Source organism: Enterobacter mori LMG 25706, from assembly GCF_000211415.1.
GTDB lineage: Bacteria > Pseudomonadota > Gammaproteobacteria > Enterobacterales > Enterobacteriaceae > Enterobacter > Enterobacter mori.
This window is the reverse complement of the sequence record NZ_GL890780.1, coordinates 70,644-90,265: the sequence shown is the minus strand read 5'-3', so window position 1 is coordinate 90,265 and position 19,622 is coordinate 70,644. Positions and strand designations below refer to the sequence as shown.

18 protein-coding genes and 2 pseudogenes are annotated in these 19,622 nt (G+C 50.3%); 12 read left to right on the top strand and 8 right to left on the bottom strand.

Annotated elements, in window-relative coordinates; translation table 11 throughout:
• Window positions 1-479: 479 nt before the first annotated feature.
• The gene (locus ENTMO_RS0118605; RefSeq protein WP_010434274.1) at window positions 480-836 is read right to left on the bottom strand and encodes a hypothetical protein; all 357 of its coding nucleotides are present in this window, start codon (window positions 834-836) and stop codon (window positions 480-482) included.
• A gap of 184 nt (window positions 837-1,020) precedes the next feature.
• On the bottom strand, window positions 1,021-2,427 hold the full coding sequence (locus tag ENTMO_RS0118600; RefSeq protein WP_041951455.1) for an MFS transporter: 1,407 nt from the start codon (window positions 2,425-2,427) through the stop codon (window positions 1,021-1,023).
• 340 nt (window positions 2,428-2,767) lie between these two features.
• Here ENTMO_RS0118600 and ENTMO_RS0118595 point away from each other — a divergent pair, with 340 nt between their 5' ends.
• Window positions 2,768-3,682, top strand: coding sequence for a LysR family transcriptional regulator (locus ENTMO_RS0118595; RefSeq protein WP_010434270.1), 915 nt, complete (start codon window positions 2,768-2,770; stop codon window positions 3,680-3,682).
• On the opposite strand, the gene ENTMO_RS0118590 is transcribed toward ENTMO_RS0118595, so the two are convergent.
• A complete protein-coding gene (locus tag ENTMO_RS0118590) occupies window positions 3,666-4,259 on the bottom strand; it encodes an L-threonylcarbamoyladenylate synthase (RefSeq protein ID WP_010434268.1) in 594 nt (197 codons plus the stop codon). The two genes, ENTMO_RS0118595 and ENTMO_RS0118590, sit on opposite strands and share 17 nt — an antisense overlap.
• A 39-nt stretch (window positions 4,260-4,298) precedes the next feature.
• Complete coding sequence (locus ENTMO_RS0118585; RefSeq protein WP_029485171.1) at window positions 4,299-5,078, bottom strand: L-threonylcarbamoyladenylate synthase; 780 nt, start codon at window positions 5,076-5,078, stop codon at window positions 4,299-4,301.
• Window positions 5,079-5,312: 234 nt separating this feature from the next.
• On the opposite strand from ENTMO_RS0118585, the gene ENTMO_RS0118580 reads away from it, so the two are divergent.
• From ENTMO_RS0118580 to ENTMO_RS0118550, 7 genes are all read left to right on the top strand, one after another.
• Entirely contained in the window at window positions 5,313-5,789 is a 477-nt protein-coding gene (locus ENTMO_RS0118580; protein ID WP_010434264.1) for a YbhB/YbcL family Raf kinase inhibitor-like protein, read from the top strand.
• A gap of 10 nt (window positions 5,790-5,799) precedes the next feature.
• A complete protein-coding gene (locus ENTMO_RS0118575) occupies window positions 5,800-7,026 on the top strand; it encodes an HlyD family secretion protein (protein ID WP_010434263.1) in 1,227 nt (408 codons plus the stop codon).
• A gap of 12 nt (window positions 7,027-7,038) precedes the next feature.
• Window positions 7,039-7,644: an L-threonylcarbamoyladenylate synthase gene (locus ENTMO_RS0118570; RefSeq protein ID WP_010434262.1), complete on the top strand. Its 606-nt coding sequence runs from the start codon at window positions 7,039-7,041 to the stop codon at window positions 7,642-7,644.
• The gene (locus tag ENTMO_RS0118565) at window positions 7,641-8,867 is read left to right on the top strand and encodes an MFS transporter (protein ID WP_029485170.1); all 1,227 of its coding nucleotides are present in this window, start codon (window positions 7,641-7,643) and stop codon (window positions 8,865-8,867) included. Before ENTMO_RS0118570 ends, ENTMO_RS0118565 begins: the two co-directional genes overlap by 4 nt.
• Window positions 8,868-8,975: 108 nt before the next feature.
• Window positions 8,976-10,331: a 3-isopropylmalate dehydratase large subunit gene (locus ENTMO_RS0118560; protein WP_010434259.1), complete on the top strand. Its 1,356-nt coding sequence runs from the start codon at window positions 8,976-8,978 to the stop codon at window positions 10,329-10,331.
• Window positions 10,321-10,860, top strand: a complete 540-nt coding sequence (locus tag ENTMO_RS0118555) for a LeuD/DmdB family oxidoreductase small subunit (protein WP_010434257.1) — start codon at window positions 10,321-10,323, stop codon at window positions 10,858-10,860. Before ENTMO_RS0118560 ends, ENTMO_RS0118555 begins: the two co-directional genes overlap by 11 nt.
• An 87-nt stretch (window positions 10,861-10,947) precedes the next feature.
• Window positions 10,948-11,958: a TauD/TfdA family dioxygenase gene (locus tag ENTMO_RS0118550; RefSeq protein WP_010434255.1), complete on the top strand. Its 1,011-nt coding sequence runs from the start codon at window positions 10,948-10,950 to the stop codon at window positions 11,956-11,958.
• 105 nt (window positions 11,959-12,063) lie between these two features.
• Here the strand turns inward: ENTMO_RS0118550 and ENTMO_RS24325 are convergent.
• A pseudogene (locus tag ENTMO_RS24325) lies at window positions 12,064-12,348 on the bottom strand (DUF7079 family protein); the annotation flags it as partial.
• 154 nt (window positions 12,349-12,502) lie between these two features.
• Between ENTMO_RS24325 and ENTMO_RS0118540 the strand changes: the two are divergent.
• Window positions 12,503-13,279, top strand: a complete 777-nt coding sequence (locus ENTMO_RS0118540; RefSeq protein WP_010434251.1) for an isocitrate lyase/PEP mutase family protein — start codon at window positions 12,503-12,505, stop codon at window positions 13,277-13,279.
• On the top strand, window positions 13,263-14,309 hold the full coding sequence (locus ENTMO_RS0118535; RefSeq protein ID WP_010434249.1) for a bifunctional transcriptional activator/DNA repair enzyme AdaA: 1,047 nt from the start codon (window positions 13,263-13,265) through the stop codon (window positions 14,307-14,309). Before ENTMO_RS0118540 ends, ENTMO_RS0118535 begins: the two co-directional genes overlap by 17 nt.
• Window positions 14,310-14,563: 254 nt before the next feature.
• Here the strand turns inward: ENTMO_RS0118535 and ENTMO_RS0118525 are convergent, their stop codons facing one another.
• From ENTMO_RS0118525 to arsH, 3 genes and pseudogenes are all read right to left on the bottom strand, one after another.
• On the bottom strand, window positions 14,564-15,523 hold the full coding sequence (locus tag ENTMO_RS0118525; RefSeq protein WP_010434248.1) for a reverse transcriptase family protein: 960 nt from the start codon (window positions 15,521-15,523) through the stop codon (window positions 14,564-14,566).
• Between the two features lie 1,130 nt (window positions 15,524-16,653).
• Window positions 16,654-16,872: a hypothetical protein gene (locus ENTMO_RS0118515; protein ID WP_010434242.1), complete on the bottom strand. Its 219-nt coding sequence runs from the start codon at window positions 16,870-16,872 to the stop codon at window positions 16,654-16,656.
• Between the two features lie 300 nt (window positions 16,873-17,172).
• A pseudogene (arsH, locus tag ENTMO_RS24320) lies at window positions 17,173-17,871 on the bottom strand (arsenical resistance protein ArsH).
• An 85-nt stretch (window positions 17,872-17,956) separates the two neighbouring features.
• Between arsH and ENTMO_RS0118505 the strand changes: the two are divergent.
• On the top strand, window positions 17,957-18,277 hold the full coding sequence (locus tag ENTMO_RS0118505) for a metalloregulator ArsR/SmtB family transcription factor (RefSeq protein WP_010434238.1): 321 nt from the start codon (window positions 17,957-17,959) through the stop codon (window positions 18,275-18,277).
• Between the two features lie 44 nt (window positions 18,278-18,321).
• Complete coding sequence (locus ENTMO_RS0118500; RefSeq protein ID WP_010434236.1) at window positions 18,322-19,611, top strand: arsenic transporter; 1,290 nt, start codon at window positions 18,322-18,324, stop codon at window positions 19,609-19,611.
• Window positions 19,612-19,622 lie beyond the last annotated feature (11 nt).

Sequence of the window (19,622 nt, the reverse complement as noted above, 5' to 3'; positions counted from 1 at the left end):
TGAAAATGATATAGTCAGAAAAGTCTCGATATGCAAATTAAGCTGCTGTAAATACAGGTGGATATTGTGAAGTTGGCATTAATATATTGATGTTAATTATCAATGCAAATAATTAATGCTCTGTTTTTGAAGGTTTTTTATTAAAGCCTGACATCTTTTTGAACGTTTCTTAAGAAGTAAATTAATGCGGCAGAAAGAAAGTTACCCTTTATTTTAAATTATATTATTTATGGTTACTTAATTCGTGTTTAAGTTAGGGTAACATTTTTGATGTAAGATATATTATGTTTTTGAAGTAATAAAATATATTCTGATGTGCAGACAAATTTCTGCTAATTAGAGAGCGCTAAACGTCGTTGAGAGAAGGGTAAATACATTCGGTTGATAGCAACACCGATCTTTTTCTGCACGCCACGCGGGTATCTTGCGTCTTTGTTCGGAGAGACAAAAAAAGGCCGCTAACGCGGCCTCTTTGGGGATTACTCAGTGACTTTCTTTTCTAACTCACTGGCACCCTGTTTGGTTTTATTCCAGCCTTTCTCAGCACCTTCTTTGGTGGCATCCCACCCCTTTTCGGTGCCTTCTTTGGTTTTATGCCAGGCTTTCTGGGAGTCTTCGCTGACCTTGCTGCCAAAGCTTTCGCTTTTACCTTCTGCGGCATGCTCGTTTTTCAGCTTCAGTTCTTCACCTTTGTTCTGCTCTTCGTGCAGTTTTTGCTTCGCGTCGTTGGCGTTTGCTTTCGCCGCGGCGACAGTGTCGTCAGTTGCATGTGTGGTCGCAGCAAAAACGGGGGAAGCCAGCAGAATGGCAGATAATGCGATAATTGTTTTTTTCATAATATCCTCATTTAACGTTATCGGTTATGAGCGTGATTCAGCATGTCACAGACGAAGCGAAGCGGCTTTAGGAAAAAACTGTAAAAAGGGAGATGCCATGACGGGGCTATTATTTCCGGGGCAGCAGAAATAATCATGGATGCCGCTCACCTGGCGTGAGACGGCATTTTATTAGTCACGGTGATTAAATATTTTCCAAATCGATACCGCGCGTGTTGGGGCCAAAAATACCAATGGTCAGCATCACAATCAGCATACTTATTACAATGAAGGCAATGACCGCCGTCGAGCCGCTATATTGCAAGATAAGACCGATAATTATACTGCTGAATACGGTGGATAAACGGCTAAAGGAATAACAAAAGCCGACCGCGCGAGCCCGAATACGGGTGGGGAAAATCTCAGACTGATAGGAGTGGTAGCTGTAGGTCAGCCAGGCATTGGACCAGGTAATAAAGAAGCCGCAGGCAATCAACAGCAGCGGGTTGCTTTGAAGCGCGAACAGCGAACCAAAGATGACCGTGGTCAGACAGGACAAGACGATTTGCCATTTATTTTCCATCCGATCGGCATAGCGGCTACAGATGAGCGCGCCGAGAGGATAGGCCAGCGTGATGAAAAAGGCATACAGCAGGCTGTGCGTGACCGATGTCCCGTTGCCGGACAGCAGGGCAGGGAGCCAGTTTCCGAAGCCAAAAAAGCCGATCGCCTGAAAGATATTCATCACCACCAGCATGACAACCCGGCCACGGTAGCGCGGGGACCAGATGTCCTTAAATCTGCCCTTGAGGGAAGACTGGTCGCTGTGCTGCCCGGCAGGGAGAGGGAAATCAGCCTGCTCGTCGGCACCGCAGCGTTTTTCCATCTCATGCATGACGTTTCTCACCTCCAGATAGCGCTTTTGCGGCAGCAGCCAGCGTGCCGATTCCGGCAGCCCCTTACGTACAAGCCAGATGACGATGGACGCCAGCGCGCCGGCAATCACCACGAACCGCCATCCGCTCAGGCCAAACCACGTCTGCGGGACCAGCCACCACGACATCAGCGCCACGGCAGGAACGGAGAGAAACTGAATGAAAAAGGCGAAAGCAAATGCGCGGGTGCGAAGGTGAGCGGGTACCCACTCTGTCAGATAGGTATCAATGGTCACCAGTTCAACGCCGAGCCCGATCCCCACCATAAAACGGAAAAAGATCACCCATTCCGCCTGATGCTGAAACGCCATGACGAGGGAAAACAGCCCGTACCAGAGCAGGGCATACATAAAGGTCGCGCGTCGGCCAATGCGGTCAGCATAGGGGCTCAGCAGGCTGGCACCGATAAAGAGCCCCAGAAAGGTCGCGGAAGCAAATGCGGCCTGGTCGGCCATACCGAACACACCCTGCTGCCCGGTATGAAAGATCCCATCAGCAATGAGCCCGGCGCTGATATAGCCAGTTTGAAACAGATCGTAAAGCTCAAAAAAACCGCCAAGAGACAGCAAGGCGATGAATCGCCAAAGCCCGGCGGAAGCCGGTAAGGCATCGATCCTTGCCGCAAGATCGTCCTCGCGGATGGGGTTTTGTGCCCCCCACTGTGTTCCTGAAACTATGCATTCACTCACTGTTAACCCTCTAGTAACATTCACCCTGAGTCGTTATGCTAGTGGGAAATTAGCGGATTTAAATATTTAATTCGTATTCAGAAGCAATAAATAAAGCATAAAAAACCAGATATTTTTCTTTTAGTGCGTGGATATTCACCTGCCGGCTTCTCTCATTTTTCGACGAAAATATATCCTTGCGTCGATGAGAAAAAATATCAACACGCCCTCTTTGCGTTAATAAAAAACGCACAAAGGGCGGCACGCTGGAAATTTTTCACTTGACGCTAGTAAGGACTTTTGCGACTAATTGTCGGGTGACGTTTGCTGATCGGGTGCAGATTGTAGAATGGAAAAAATCGAGAATTTAATTCCGATGGTGGTTTTCGCGCGTGTCGTCGAAACCCTGAGCTTCACCGAGGCCGCACTCTCTTTGGGAATGTCGAAGTCGTCAGTTAGCCGGGATATTTCAACGCTGGAAAAACGTATTGGTGCAATGCTGCTTAAGCGTACCACCCGGAAAATAGAGATTACGGAGCTGGGGTTGAGCTACTATCAACACTGCTTCAAAATATTGAATGAGCTGCGTTCTGCAGAACGGTTTATACGGGATTATTATGAGGAGCCGGCGGGGACAATAAAAATACTTGCTCCGGTGACGTTCGGAAAAGAGTATGTTGTGCCAGCTTTAAATGCTTACTTAGAACGAAATATTATGGCCAACGTCGATCTCGATTTATCCGATAAAGCGGTGGATATCAAAGAGAGCCCGTACGATCTGTCCATCATCGTGGCTCAGGACACGCCAACGCATGAGCATACCAAATTTTTATGCTCCATCCAGTGGGGGCTGTATGCCACCCCTGACTTTATCTCCCGGATGCGTCCTGTCCAGACCCCGAGCGATCTCCCCGCCCATAACTACATCCTGTTCCGTGGTGTGGCTCGTACGGTTTCGCTGCCGTTCGGAAAAGAGAAACAGAAGGTCAATATTGACGTCCATAGCCGCTTCAGGAGTAATAACAGCGTGGCGCTGATCAGCATGGCACTTTCCGGTCTGGGCATTGCCTACTTGCCCAATTACATTGCGCGAGAAAGTCTCGCCACCGGAAAACTGGTCCGGCTTTTACCCGGCTGGCAGATGGATGAATATAAAGTCTGGCTGCTGTCAAAAAATAAAAATACGATGACGTCAGGCATTAAGCGTTTTAGCGACGAACTTCAGCAGCTTATCACCGGAGCTGAGGTCAAAGCAGGCTACTGATATCCAGCTCGCCATGACGAAGGATCGAGACGTTGTCATCCAGCAAAGAGATATGCGTGGTGGCGGTACGGCTGGGATTTTTGCAGTTGGACGGGACGACCAGATCGACGCGGTCTCCCATGTCTTCCCGGGCGAGCGTAAAACTCACAAGATCGCCCTCAGCCTGCGGATATCCTGCCGGGATGACCGCCAAAGGCCTGCCTAACCGGCTGATGATGGTTCGCATCTGACTGTTTTTCACGCAGACGACCGGAAGAATATCGCCTGCGCCGGGAAGAAAACCGGCTCGCTGTTTCTTTCGCAGGCTGATTTTCAGGGTGCCGGGCCAGCAGGCCCGGCTGAGCATTTCAATTTTGCTTCTTTGCCACGGGCTGACATCCACCCATTCCCATATATCAGCCAGTTCGCAGAAGCAAAACGTCATCTCTCTCGTACCGGGCGATCTTTTTAACAGCGTCAATTTTTCCATGGCGTCCGGGCTGTCAGGATCGGCCGCCAGTGCAAAATGGGTATCGGTAGGGATCAGTATGATCCCGCTATTACGCAATACGGTAATGGCCTTGTCTATAAATGACATAATTATCGACATCCCTATGACGTGGTTAAACCCGAAATATTAATAATAATCGCCGTGGCGATAGTCCCAGGTATTAAACTGGGCTGACATGAAGTTAATAATTTTATTGACGTCGAGACCTTTGCGAATTAATACCGGGCAAGGGGTCACTTTTCGGGCACTACCCTGTTCAGGAACCAGTTTCCCTTCACTGTCTACCATTGACACCATGACGCCTTGTTCATAGCGACTCTCCTGGGTTTCATCAGGCTGAATAGACTTAACGTACTCGTTGGCACAAATAATTACGTCTGCACGCGCTTCGATGCGTTCCCCAATGAACTCCACCATGCCGCGGTTGCCTTTGCCTGACGGATTCGCCGAGCTGGCAAAAGAGAATTTTTGATGTTTTTCCCACAGCTCTTTGGCAATCATTTCACCGGGTTTACCAAATTTAATCACGAAGCAGCTGGTTTTTCTGCCGTCCATCATCAGATCTTTCAGGCCGTTATCAGGCAATCTGGCGATGGCATCTTCTCGCCACGGCAAAATACAGCCCAGTAATACGTCTGCATCCCAGTGTGCCTGATAAAATGCCTCAATTTCCGGGTTCATTTCCGCCAGCGATTTCAGCTGTTCCATACTGCCGCACAATACCACGCCGGGTTTATTACGGTTTCGCTGTTTCGCTTCGAATTTTCTCTCAAGCCCCTCTTTATCCGAGGTCATAATGATATAACCCACTTTCGTAGGGCAAACAATCATTCCGCCTTCCGCCGATAATACGTTAATCGCTTCCGGCTGAACCTGACCATTCCACGCGACTTTCTTATTCATCATTCATTCTCCCTGCACCACACTGGTGTCATAAATTTAGGCCAAGGATGTCGTGTAATAAGAGGCTTCGCAATCGGCAGAGAAATTTTCACCGCATTGTTTCAGTGTTGGAACAATATCGCGTTATTCCTGGGCAATTCGCCGGGTTGGCGAATTCTGTTACCGGTTTTGCTTTCAATCGGTTACCAATAGAACAACCCACCGGTAAATGCCAACAATCAAGCAGAGGTTAACGCTATGAAATTATCTATTGCAGGTTTATACGACTATGGTTTTCTTACTAAAGCGAACGAATATCATAATTTTGGCGGAAATGGCGATAATGTCTCTCCCGCCTTGTCCTGGGAACATGTCCCGCAGGGGACCAAAAGTTTTGCCGTCACCGCTTACGATCCTGATGCGCCAACGGGCAGCGGTTTCTGGCACTGGGTGGCCTATAACATTCCTGCCAGCCTGACCGCACTTGCGGCGGGAGCGGGAAACCCGGCGAACACACCCGACATCACACATGCACAATCAGATTTTGGCGCGCCTGGCTACGGCGGTTGCTGCCCGCCAGAAGGCGATATTCCGCACCGCTACATCTTCACCCTGCACGCCCTGAGCTGTGATGATCTGGGCGTGACGCCGGATCTGCCCAACGCGGTGATACGTTTCCTCATCAACATGCATACCCTTGAGAAAGCCAGCATCGTCACGCTGTATAAGCGTTAATGAGGCGTGTGTGATTAACCGAATCAGAGCGGTTTTCGCCCGGCATAGCCTCCTCAAATGGGGCGTGGCGGGTGGCGTGCTGGCGGCCATTGTTCTGCTGTTTTTCGCGGGAATGGGGGTCTCCAGCAAGGAGGCCTTTATCAATGGTCGAATATCCACGGTGCTCTCCCCGCTGCCGGGACAGCTCGTGCTGGCGAAGAACATCGCGCCGGGCCAGGCGGTCCAGGCCCGACAGTCCCTGGGCAATGTGGTGACCACACAGGCAAACGATCAGATCCCTGGCCTGGTGGCCCAGCGCAGCGCGCTGGAGATCCAGCTTGCTGAGCTCGACAAGCACATTTCGGGGATCGATCAGCGACTGCAGGTTTATCAGCAGCAGCGACAGCAATACCTCGCCGAGAGCAGGATGCAGCAGCAGTTAGGTGAGAAACAATCGGCTGCCACGTTTGTGCAACTGAAGGAGGAGCTGAGCGCGATTACGGCGCAGACCGCATTCTCCCGACAGCAGCTTCAGCGCTATAAAAACCTCTACCAGCAGCGTTTTATCAGCCGCATGGAGTATGAAGAGCGTAAGAACAACACGCAGGTGCTACAGGCCAGCCAGGAGGCGAAAGCGGCCGAGCTGCGTCAGCGTTTACTTGACGTGAATGCCGCGAAATCCGGCCTTCAGCTGACAGGGCCAAGAACGCTGGATGCGCCACAGCAAAATCAGCGCGATATGTCGCTCACGATCGAGAATATGCAGCAGGAGAGGCTGCAGCTGATTGCCCGCAGGCAGGCGACGACGCAAAGCATTCAGGAAGTTGCCGCGCTCCTTCACTCTCGTCAGCAGGCGACGCTCAGCAGCAGCACGGACGGCGTGATCTGGGACGTCACCGAGGAGAATGGCGCAAGCGTTCAGAACGGCTCGCCGATTGTGCGCATTCTGGATTGCCGCACCCGCTGGGTTGAGGCGTTTTTTGATGAGTCTGATGCCGATCGTCTGCGTCCGGGGATGGCCGTCACGGTTCGCCTGAGCACCTCGTCAGCCATGCGCTGGAAAGGAACAATAAGAACCCTCCGCGCGGGGAGTGGACGTGTGGCGGTAGGCGAAAGGGACGTTCAGCCCCCACCTGAAATCGCGCGGCGCCAGTTGCCCGTGAAAGTCCTGACTGCACATATCGATATCGACTGGAAAGACGTGCCGGATCCCGCCAGTTTCTGTCTCGCAGGCCGTAGCGTAACCGTCAACATTTAAACAGGAAAAGAGATGCAGCATATACACAATACGGTCGCCGCCCTCAAGCGCGGTGAGGTGGTTCTGGTTCCCACGGATACCAATTACGCCCTGGCGGCAGACCCGTGGAATATTGACGCCTGCCAGAAAATTTACGATCTCAAAAAACGCGAACGACAGAAACCGCTGACGCTTTTTGTCGCGGAACCGGCACAGGCGTGGGAGTACATCGCTGTTGATAAGCTTCAGCACCGCGCTGCGCTCGACAAGCTGATTGGTGCCATGCCCGGCGCGCTGAATGTGGTGGTTCCGGCATCGGATAAAGTACCGCAGAACCCGTATCTGAAGCCTGAATCTGTTTCTCTGGTGTGCAACCATCAGAGCGTGTTGCGAGAGGTCATTGCGCTGTTTGGCCGCCCGCTGGGGATGAGTTCAGCCAATCTCTCCGGCGTGGAGTCTGACTGCCTGATCGACATTGAAGCCGCCCGCCAGACGTTTGGCGACCGTGTGGGCTATATTCTGCCCGCAGCCCAGCGCCCTGTGACAACGGTCTCGAGCACCATCGTCTCGCTGCTGGAGGAGGAGATTAACATCCTTCGTGCGGGAGATATGGACATTATGGCGATGCTGTCGTCATGACGACGCGCCGGTTACATCCCGGATCTGGCAACCATGGCCTGTTCCTGGCCTACCGTATTATTTCCCGTTGCTATTTCCATCTTCCCGTCCTGTTACTCTATTTCTGGACGATAGATATGGGGATGTACCGGATTATCTTCCTGCTGGCGCTGTATGGATTAACCAGTACTTTCAGCAGCGGCATACCCGGCTGGCTGCTGCGCTTCTCGTCTCCCAGACAGACGGTGATTGCAGGCGAACTGTTGAAGGCGCTGGGAATGGCGCTGATGCTGTGGAGTACCCGGCAAAGTGAGGTCAATCTTACTCTGCTGGTGGCGTCGCAGCTGCTTGGCGGCGCGGGGTTTACCATCGCGCTAACCACGGATGCGGCCCTGCTGCGCCAGCTCACCGCAGGCGATCAGCACCGGTTTATGCAGATCCAGACCACGTCGCAAAGCGGGATGTTTATTGCCACGCTGGTGGCAGGCTCGCTGGGGAGCATTCTGTTTGACTATAATCCCCAGTGGCCGTTTATCGCCGCCATTCTGGTGAGCGTTATCTCCTCCGGATGCGTATTGCTGATTCGCGTGCAGGGGTCAGAGCATGAACCTGCTCGGCCTGTTGAGCGGGTCTCTTTTTCGCCCAGAGGGGATCAGCTCTTCTGGATGCTGTTCTATTCCATCTCAAGAGCGTTTACGCTGGCGCCTTTCATCGGCTTTATTCCGTTCTACTTTATAATGGTGAACGTGGACCCTCTGCTTTTCGGGGCCGTGCTGAGCTGCTTCACGCTCTCGTCCTGGGGGGCAATCAAAATAGCCGGACCTTTCATCGCCCGGTTTGGGGTAACGGCGTTGCTGGCGACGACCAGCCTTTTCATGACGGCGGCGCTGGGCCTTTTTGCCAGCAATGAATGGCTTGCAGCGAAAGGCATGGACTATTTTATCTCCGGACTGCTGGCGCTGGTGCTGCTGGGGTTTGGCTCAGGGACGATTCGGCCCGTCACGCTTGCTAACCTCGATCTCTCTGCCAATACCCCGGATGAACGCATGCGCGTGTTTGCACGCATGGAGCGTGATTTCGGGCTGGCCAATGCATTTTTACTGGCCGTCGGGGCGTGGCTGCTGGTGAGCAGGGACTTTACCACGCTGATGCTGATCTTCTGTCTGATCTATATTTCGGTGGTATGCATATCTGCTCTTCTTTACTTAAAGAATCTGCGCAGCGGGGACCACAGTTCCACCTGAGGAACAATTCACACGCAAAATGAAACTAACCTGACTAATAACGGATTCCCGTTGAAAGACCCTCCTCTGTACGGTGTAATTTCCTCATCAGATAATGAGGAGAAAAAAATGAATATTCACGAGACTGATGATTATGCGTCGGTAAATATCAATCAGGGGATGACGTTAACCGAAAAAATTATCGCCAAAGCCAGTAACAGAACGCATGTTTCACCGGGTGAAGTTCTTTTCGTGAATGTTGATGTATTGATGTCCCACGACCCCTGCACGCCTGGCGTCGCCAGCGTATTTAAAAAAGAGTTTGGTGAAGAAGCAAAAGTCTGGGACCCGGATCGTTTTATTATGATCCCTGACCACTTTGTTTATTCCGCAGACTCACAGGCGAATCAAAATATTCGGGTGATGCGGGAATTCGCAAACGCGCAAAATATTACGCATTTTTATGATGTGGGTACCCCAGACTATAAAGGTGTGTGCCATATCGGTCTGGCGGAAGGGGGACATACCCGGCCGGGAGAGGTGCTGTTGGGGACCGATTCTCACACCGTGACCGCTGGCGCCTTTGGCACTTTCGCCATTGGCGTGGGGATCACTGACGGGGCGTATGCCCTGGGTACGGGGGAGATCCCGCTGATGGTTCCCGCCACCATAAAAGTGAATTACTACGGAAAGAAAGCGAAAAGCGTCCAGGCGAAAGATTTAATTCTGGTGTTGATGAAAGAACTGGGTGTGGAAGGGGCGACCTATAATGCCATCGAATTTACCGGAAACGTCATCGACGAATTATCGGTCGAAGAGCGGATGACGATGTGCAATATGGTCGTGGAGTGCGGGGCTAAAAACGGCATTATGGTGCCAAATCAGGCCACGCTGGATTATCTGGCGACCAGAACCCGCATCCCGTATACCGTGATGACGCCTGATGAAGATGCTCAATACGTTCGCACGATCGATATTGACGTATCGGGATTAACCAGCGTTATTGCACGGCCACACTCGCCTGATAATGTGGTAGCGGTAGCGCAGCTGGAAAATATTGCTATTGCACAAGCCTATATTGGCTCCTGCACGGGCGGTAAAACGGGTGATTTTATTGCTGCTGCAGAAATACTCTGGCAGCGCAAGGTGACCATTCCAACCTATGCCGTCCCTGCGACCAAAGAGGTATTTCATAATCTGATCACCACCCAGGTGAAGGGCCGTTCCGTATACGAAATTCTGACCCGTGCTGGCGTCAAATTATCGTCTGAACCCGGCTGCGCGGCCTGCTGCGGCGGACCCGCGGATACCTTTGGCAGAGTCAGGGATCCGATAAGCGTGATTTCAACCACCAACCGTAATTTTGTGGGACGAATGGGAAATAAGGGCGCGATGATTTATCTGGCCTCACCTTATGCCGTGGCTGCCGCAGCAGTGTCCGGTTTTATTACTAATCCAGAACGGTACTTAACTAATGACTATTAATAACGTAATGCGCGGTACGGTTTATGTGTTAGGCGACAATATCGATACCGACCAGATATTAACGGCGGAATATTTGAAAATTAACCCGGCCTCTGCCGAGGGGCGTGAGGAGCTGGCAACGCTTGCCATGTGCGGACTGCCGGAAGGGGCGCTGCCGTTTATCAATCCGCAGACGCAGCGTGCCGGTTATGACTTTATTGTGGCCGGGAAAAATTTTGGCTGTGGCTCTTCGCGCGAGCATGCGGTAGTGGCACTGGGAGCATCCGGCGTGAAGGCCGTTGTCGCGCAGTCGTTCGCCCGTATTTTTTTCCGCAACTGTGTATCCACGGGGCAAATCATGCCCGTCACGCTGAATGAAGGCTGCGATATCCGTGCGCTGAAAACGGGGGATACCATTGAAATCGATTTAGACGCTCATCAGATCGCTACTGCTGATGGGATTCTGAAAACCGCTCCGGTAGGGGAACTTGCGAACATTGTCGCCGCGGGTGGCTTGTTCGCTTACGCAAGGCAAACAGGAAAGATTTAATCCATTACAACCATAAGACTCAAAACAAGACGCCTTACTTTCTCAGGGTGCAGCGTCTGTTTTGAGCGTACATAAGGCAATCAAACTATGATCACCCAGCTAGAGTTTAACGATCTTCAAAAAGATGAGCTATCAAAACTTATCAGCCGCGTCACCATCAGCCCTTATACGGACTACAAACTTTTCAAGCAGTCCATCACCGAACTCATTGAAAATGGTTTGGTTCCTACTTTTTTTGTACAGGCCTGCGAGCGCGTCAGGCAAGAACGCAAGGATCAGGGGATTAACGCGCATTTATTAAAAAACGTTCCACTCGACACCATCATTCCTGAATTTGATCAGACCAATCCCGTTAACGATAAGTACGCCAAAAAGCTGACCTTTGTTGGAGAGGCGCTGCTGGAGTTGTTCGCTCAGCTCACCGACTCCCCGTTACTGGCCTACCGCACGCGCAACAACGGTGATTTTTTCCATGATGTGTATGCCGACAAAAAATACAGCAACACACAAACGCAAAAAACGGACGGCGAACTTTACTACCACAACGATCGTACCGCTCACCCCGTGCGCGCTGATTTTCTCAGCTTATTAGGCATGCGTTGCAGCGAAGAAAACCTGATTTTTACCGGCTACCTGGACGGTAAAGCGATTCTGGATAACCTGAAAGCTGAATCCCAGGAGTGGTTACGAAAGCCGCTTTTTATTACCCCTTTTGATGAATACTCTCGCGATTCGAACGCCAGCCAGATTGATTCTGAACTGCATCCGATCCTGGAAAATATTCATACTTTCCGCTACTACGACACACGAACGACTTATTCTCCGGACGCGCCAGCAGAGGCGATCAAAGCATTGATTGACCTTAAGGTGTCGATCACCAAAGCGGCAAAAGGCCGCGTCGCGATTAACAAAGGCGACCTGTTCTCCTTCGCCAATCAGGACTCTTTGCATAACCGGGAAATCATCCAGGTGCGAGATCCTTACTCCGCGGAAAAACGCTGGCTGCTGAAAACCTACAGCTTCCGCAACCCTGAGGTGATGAATATGTATCACAATTACTTCGATGCCGAGCTGCCGGGGTTTGTGGTCGCCGAGTAAGGTTGACCTGACGGGTATATAAAAACCGCATGCCTGAGGTGTGCGGTTTTTTGTCTGTGCGAGAAGACCTGTGCTATTAACATTCTTTAGTTATCAGCTCGCTTTCTAACTTATTACACCTTTATCCAGCTCAGCGGATAGCCTGTTAAGTTCCTTGCTGATGTGTTTGCGCCGTTGTTTTAACAGTACCCGGGCAGGAATGATGCGTTCGATAATTGTCGGCTTTCTTTTCAAATACGCTGTGACAAGCCGTTTGATGTCTTCCTCTGACCAACCGTCCATCACCGGCGTTGGGTTGTAAAGCAGATTAGCCTGTAGAGCAGGGGCGACTTCCTCATCCACAATTCTGAAGATCTCTTCCCGGTTTAATCGGGATTTCATCAGTACTTTGCCATGCTGAAAGCCTGAACCCGACCCTAAAGGTTTCGGTCTGGTTCGCCCCAAGTTCAGACGACGATTGCTAAAAAATGGTCGTCTGAATTTCGGTTGTGACGTTCTTGCTTACTGCTTAGATTCATTTTCAATCTATCGAGAGGATATGGATATGAACTTTGCAGAACTCCACAACCGGCATGAGCCGCTTCTTATCGCTAATGTCTGGGATGCCACCAGTGCTGTCGCAGCGCAAGAAGCAGGTTATCAGGCATTGGGAACGTCCAGCGCAGCAATCGCGTCCACGCTGGGATATGAAGACGGGCAGGGAATGCCGTTTGATGCGTTATTTTATATGGTCACCCGTATCCAGGCTGTCAGCAAGCTGCCATTGAGCATTGACATGGAAGCAGGGTATGGTGATTCAGCCGAAGAGATAACAGCCAATCTCAGGCGCCTTGCTCAGACAGGCGTCGCAGGCGTTAACCTTGAAGACAGCAGAGTCATGAACGGCGTGCGTCAGATTGATGATGCCTCTGTGTTTTCCCGCAATCTGAAAGCAGTAAGCGATGCGCTAAGAAGCGAAAATCATAGCCTGTTTCTGAACATCCGGACTGACACTTACCTGCTCGGGCATGTAGATGCGTTGCAGGAGACGATATTACGGGGTCAAAGCTATAAAGCTGCAGGTGCTGACGGCCTTTTTGTTCCCTGTCTGACGTCAGAGAAAGACATCAACCTCATTGCAGAGGCAACGGGTCTGCCTCTTAATGTCATGTGTATGCCCGAGCTTCCGTCGTTCGACAGGCTGAAGATGGCCGGAGTAAGCCGCATTTCCATGGGCAATTTTGTGCATTCAGCCATGCAGTCAACGCTGACTGATATCATGCTTACGATCCGATCTCGTCAGACGTTTGAAGGACTTTTTGGTGATGAAAATAACCGATAAGAATTTATGTGATATCTGGTATCAGGCATTACTGGAACGTGCTTCAGAATATACTGGCGTGTTTTTTGTCGGCGTCAAAACCACTGGCGTGTTCTGCATTTCGGTATGTAGGGCGCGAAAGCCCAAACGTGAAAATGTCGAATTTTATAAAGATGCCAAATCTGCCCTTGCGGCCGGTTTTCGACCCTGTAAGGTCTGCAGACCCGCTGAGAATGCGCACAGCGCGCCATTATTTGTTGAACAGGCGCTTGAGCTTGTCAGGCGCGATATTAAATCCCGTGTTGCAGACGCGGAGCTTCGCCAGCATGGAATCAGTCCGGAGCGGGTAAGACGCTGGTTCCTGCAACATCACGGCATCACTTTTCAGGCTTTCCAACGAATGCAGCGGGTGAACGTTGCCCTGCAGGAGCTGAAAAGCGGACGAACGGCGACTGACGTTGCGCTGGACAACGGCTATGAATCCCTGAGCGGGTTTGGTTATACCTACAAGCGACTTACTGGTGCAGCGCCGACTCAGGCAACCCAGGTGATTGTCATTCACCGTTTTACCACGACGCTTGGGCCGATGTTTGTCTGTGCGACAGAGCGGGGAGTTTGTCTACTGGAGTTTACCGATCGCCGGATGTTAGAAACAGAATTTCGCGATATTCAGCGTTTATTTAACGCCAAAATCGTCACCGGAGAAAACAGCCATACCCGGCAGACAGTAAAGGAAATCAGCGAGTATTTTGCCGGAACGCGCCGACAGTTTGATCTCTCAGTAGATGCCCCAGGGAGTGATTTTCAACAATCCGTCTGGCGCGAGCTGCGGGCAGTTCCCTATGGACAGACCTCACACTATCAGTCCATTTCACTACGGATGAATAAGCCAAATGCTGTGCGCGCCGTCGCTGCTGCTAATGGTGCAAACCGGATTGCGATTGTGATCCCCTGTCACAGGATAATTGGAAAAGATGGCGCGATGACAGGTTATGGCGGCGGTATTTCTCGAAAAGAATGGCTCATTGAGCATGAGAGAAATAATGTTTAATGGTGTGATGCTCCAGTATGATCGGGAAAACTTATGGACTTCGCGGGACAAATTGAGGGCACAAAAAAGCCCGCAGGGCTTGCGCCATGCGGGCTCTTAGGACTTCATCAGTCGACTCTGGTGATCGCCGATGGAGAATTTTGGTGGAGCTGGCTTAAAGCGACACAAATACTAACTGTCTGATTTTTTGAGCAATATAGCGGGAATCAATGTCACAGCAGTATGGCACATCCAACTAGTTAAGATCGATAGCCCTAACTGCCCTGAGTTGATTGCTTTTTGGCTGCTCTGAGTTGCTGAGTGAAGAAGCGAGCTCTATCTTTCTGTCTGAAATCAACTTGACCGGCCGCATGCAGCTTACCTGCAAGCTTTTCTAGATGGATTATTTTTGCAGCGTTGTCTTTTGCGTCAGCCAAAGTAGCGAATTCTTTTCCGATTGAATCATAGTGTGCCCAACGAACCTTAAGTTCCCCATCCTGAATCACTATCCCTGTAAGCAGTTTTCCCTCTGAAGACGGATAAAATCGCTCTTTCTTGTCTTTAGATGTGAGGCCATGAGAACGAATACATTTTTTAGCTTGGGCGGCAAATCCTTTTGGGATTTTCGAACCAGAGAACGCTACATCGTCAACATATGCCGTAAATACTAGGCTGTTTGAGGCTGCAAGGTTGCTAAGTTCGTCGAACATATCTTTATTGGCCCAAAACGCTATAGCCATGCTTATTGGGCTGCCTGTGGGTACTTTTCCTGCAAAGGTTGCTAGATTGGTCATTACATAAGCCACATCAGGTGACATCTCAAATTTCTCAACAAATGCTTTGTAGACCTTCGCAGCGGTAGTCGAGGGAAAAAACTTGTGAATGTCGAGCTTCAGAAGTTCAGTTGCCTGCTTATGTGATTCTGCATTAGTTAGTGTTGAATGTTTCTTCCTACCGGAGTGAAGATATAGAGGTAATTCGATTCTGCTTAATAAAACGCCGAGCCTCCTATGAACCGCTTTGAGCTGGGCAATCGGTTCCTGAATCTTCCTTCCTGCGTCGTTTTCGAATTCTTTGTACGCAGAGTCAAGCATAAGTTTATCAGCCTGCTTCTTTGATAGGCCTATGATCTCGAATAACTTTTTTCTAGTTTTAAGTTTGAATAGAGGGGATTGATTCAAGGGGTAAATCTTAGGGGATCTTTGAAGACTAGGGGTACGTTTTGTGCTTTTCATCGTCGTTGCTCCAATCCATTATAGCCTCCATTACAGGAATCCCTTGATGGATGCAAAGAAGGAGGTAACAGCTTCAGAATGAAAAACCGTAGAAAACACTTCGCTGAAAACCAAGGCAAGGATGTACTTACCGGTATCTTTGGAGTATTTCTTTAGTTTCTCCTTCACACAAAACGTTTGCTGAACACTAGCCTGGTATTTCCTACGTGTCTTTCGACTTGTATGCGTCTTTCGACTTTTACGTGTCTTACGACCCATATTACATCTCCCTTTCAGTTCCCGATGACCAACATGGTCACCAGTCTCGCCTGAACTGACAGGAATAAGAGATGTTCAGCAATTAACCCCAGTTTTCGACGTCACAGAGTGACGTCCTCTCGCCACAAATCCGGCAATCCTAGCTGTCCCGGTAAGAACCAGAGCGTCGGTGATGCGTAGCATCGTAACGTTGGAACATAGAGCAAGCCTGGCATGCGTCGTGTGGGGGAGAGATTAGAGGCCGAAACCTCCACGATGGCTGACAAGCAGACCATCAAGCTTTTGCGAGAAATTCTCTCCTAGGTACTAGCAGGTACATTTTATGATCATATTCATGCAGCTAGCAATAGAGTGGTAATAGGTTTGTTTCAAAATGTGAGTGATGATGAAGGGGATAATTAGGACGCGAATTCAACTCCCTAATGGGGGATGTTGTTTGATGGCATATGGTACACTCCTGAGTCACAGTTGTGCCACACGCCCAAAGAAAAACGGCCTGATACTCTAAGAGAATCTGACCGTTATATTTGGTGGGCTGGCGGAGTCTGAATTGGTTGTGTAATTCATTGAATTAATTTGAATAACTGCTAGTTCAACTTTTCTTAGGTGCCTATTTGGGTGCCTAAAAGTTTTTTCTCCCTTTGATGAGAAAGAAGACGAGATAGGGACTGTGCGTGGTGATATCTAGTTGAGTCGTCACACTGAAAAACAGATTTGACCTGGTAACCATTTCTTGCGCAGCAAACGCGCCGCGCATATACGGTTTGGGCTTACCTTTTATCAAACGCTTAGACTACTATTCGCCTGCGAAATTTTTTGGATAAAAGCCATCATCACCAATGCAGCATCGAAAAATGCTTAATTAAAAATGCTCACGCCTGCATCCCCTTACCCCGTGCCAGGTTAATTCTTTCAACGCATTCCTTAAACGCTTTAAGTTGCTCCGTAGAGAGTTCAGATTCATCAATTTTGACCAGAAGAGCGTTGAGAGAGCGTTCAATATCATTTTTAATTAACCGTAAGCAGATAACCTTAACCCAACGTGGAGAGAGCTTACTGAGGCCAATTGCTCTTGTGATTTGTAATTTCATGCGATGCCTCTCAACCGCCAGTGTGCCGGTTTTCAACCTCGGTTATAACACGCAATGGACAGGACTTCTGTTATTCCTTCGCCTAAAATTTAGCATGAAGCGCTTAGCTTGGGTGCAACCAGGATTTCATTAAACATCAAAATTAGTTTTGCATCATGACGCGCAAGCGCCACGTCATAACCAGAGTTACTAGTTCACCTCAAGGTAGTTTTTCATATTCTGACACAGGATGGGATATCTCCTTTGTGCCATAGTGGATGTTATTAATCTCATGCAGTATGGATTCACGAAAAATATACGTTAAATTTTGTCCTGATTGACACGGGATGAAAGCTCCTGATAGCTCTCTTTTCTCTCGCTGTAACGATCTGCAAGATAACCAGTTTATCCCTTAAGCAGCACCGTGATTTTAAACAGCTCCTCGGCTACATCGACGATACGGTCATACCATGACGAAGGTTTCATTCGGCCGTTTTCGTCGAACTCTTGCCATGCCTTAGCAATGGAGGACTGGTTGGGGATAGTGAACATCCGCATCCATCGGCCCAGAATGCGCATTTGGTTCACCGCATTAAAGGACTGCGAACCACCGCAGACCTGCATCACTGCAAGTGTCTTGCCCTGCGAAGGACGAACCGCGCCTTCACTTAAGGGTATCCAGTCTATTTGCGCCTTCATCACCGCGCTCATCGTCCCATGCCGCTCAGGGGAACTCCACACCATCCCGTCACACCATCTGACCAGGCCGCGTAGTTCGGTGACCTTAGGGTGCGTGTCTGGCGCATCATCAGGCAGGGGTAAACCAGAGGGGTTAAAGAATTCCACCTCCGCGCCCATTGCAGTCAGAAGACGACCGGCTTCCTCCGCGGCAAAGCGGCTGTAGGAGCGCTCTCTTACTGAGCCATACAGGATAAGAATCCGTGGTGGCGCTTGCAGGTTCATGCGTTCAGCGATGTGTTGATCAAAGAATTCAATATTAAGGGCAGGAAATTGTTCCATTTTTCTCCTCCGGAGAGAGTAGATGATTTCAAATTTAACACATATGATTTATCATATATATATTCTAAAGGGAACGGAGTGAAAAATGCTACAACCTGTTCAGCTTTTCAAAATCCTGTCGGATGAAACTCGGCTCGCCATCGTCATGATTCTCCGGGAGTCAGGAGAACTGTGCGTTTGTGATATCTGCGCAGCCATTTCCGAATCACAGCCCAAAGTCTCGCGACATATGGCTATCCTTCGTGAGGCCGGGCTGGTTCTGGACCGTCGTGAAGGCAAATGGATCCACTATCGTCTGTCACCCCACATACCGGCATGGGCAGCTGAGACAATCACGACGTCCTGGCAGTGTATGCGGGAGGATTTGTGTAAAGGGCTGGATAAATCAGCCTGCACCTCCTGCTGAGAAAAGAAAACAAATTCACATAATCATATATAACGGAGTCTGAGATGCTTTTGGCGGGGAGTATATTTTTACTGACGTTGATACTGGTGATCTGGCAACCCGGAGGCCTGAGTATTGGCTGGAGTGCGAGTATCGGGGCTGTGCTGGCGCTGGTAACTGGAGTCATCCATATCGCTGATATTCCCGTTGTCTGGAATATCGTCTGGAACGCGACAGCGGCATTTATTGCGGTCATCATCATCAGCCTGCTGCTCGATGAGTCCGGCTTCTTTGAATGGGCCGCACTGCACGTCTCCCGCTGGGGTAACGGACGTGGCCGCCTTTTGTTTAGCTGGATAGTCTTGCTTGGGGCTGCTGTTGCTACACTGTTTGCCAATGACGGAGCCGCACTGATCCTGACGCCGATCGTAATTGCGATGCTGCTCGCACTGGGATTCAGTCAGGGCACGACACTGGCCTTTGTCATGGCCGCAGGATTTATTGCAGATACGGCCAGCCTGCCGCTCATTGTTTCTAACCTGGTGAATATCGTCTCGGCGGACTTTTTCGGTCTGGGCTTTACGCAGTATGCCTCCGTGATGATCCCCGTAGATGTGGCCGCGATTACGGCCACGCTGGTCATGCTGCATCTCTTCTTCCGCAGGGATATTCCGGTGACGTATGACGTTTCGCTGCTGAAGACGCCTGCCAGTGTGATAAAGGATCCGGCAACGTTCAGGTCGGGCTGGATTGTCCTGTTTTTGCTGCTTGTCGGTTTCTTTGTTCTGGAACCTCTTGGGATCCCGATAAGTGCGATAGCCGCTACTGGCGCAGCAGTACTGTTCATAGTGGCGAAAAGAGGTCACGCCATCAACACAGGAAAAGTCCTGCGCGATGCACCATGGCAGATAGTTATTTTTTCACTGGGCATGTACCTGGTGGTCTATGGCCTGCGCAATGCAGGGCTCACGGAGTCTCTGTCTGACGTGCTAAACCTGCTGGCAGAAAAGGGGTTATGGGCAGCAACGTTCGGCACCGGCTTCCTGACCGCGTTCCTGTCGTCGGTAATGAATAACATGCCGACGGTGCTGATTGGTGCACTGTCGATTGACGGAAGTACGGCGACAGGCGTCGTCAAAGAGGCAATGATTTATGCCAACGTGATTGGCTGCGATTTAGGCCCGAAAATCACTCCGATTGGCAGTCTGGCAACCCTGCTGTGGCTACATGTGCTGGCACAGAAAAACATGACCATCACCTGGGGATATTACTTCCGCACCGGCATAATCATGACCCTGCCCGTGCTTTTCGTCACTCTGGCCGTGCTGGCGTGGCGGCTCTCTGTCACCTTGTAGCGAGATATTGA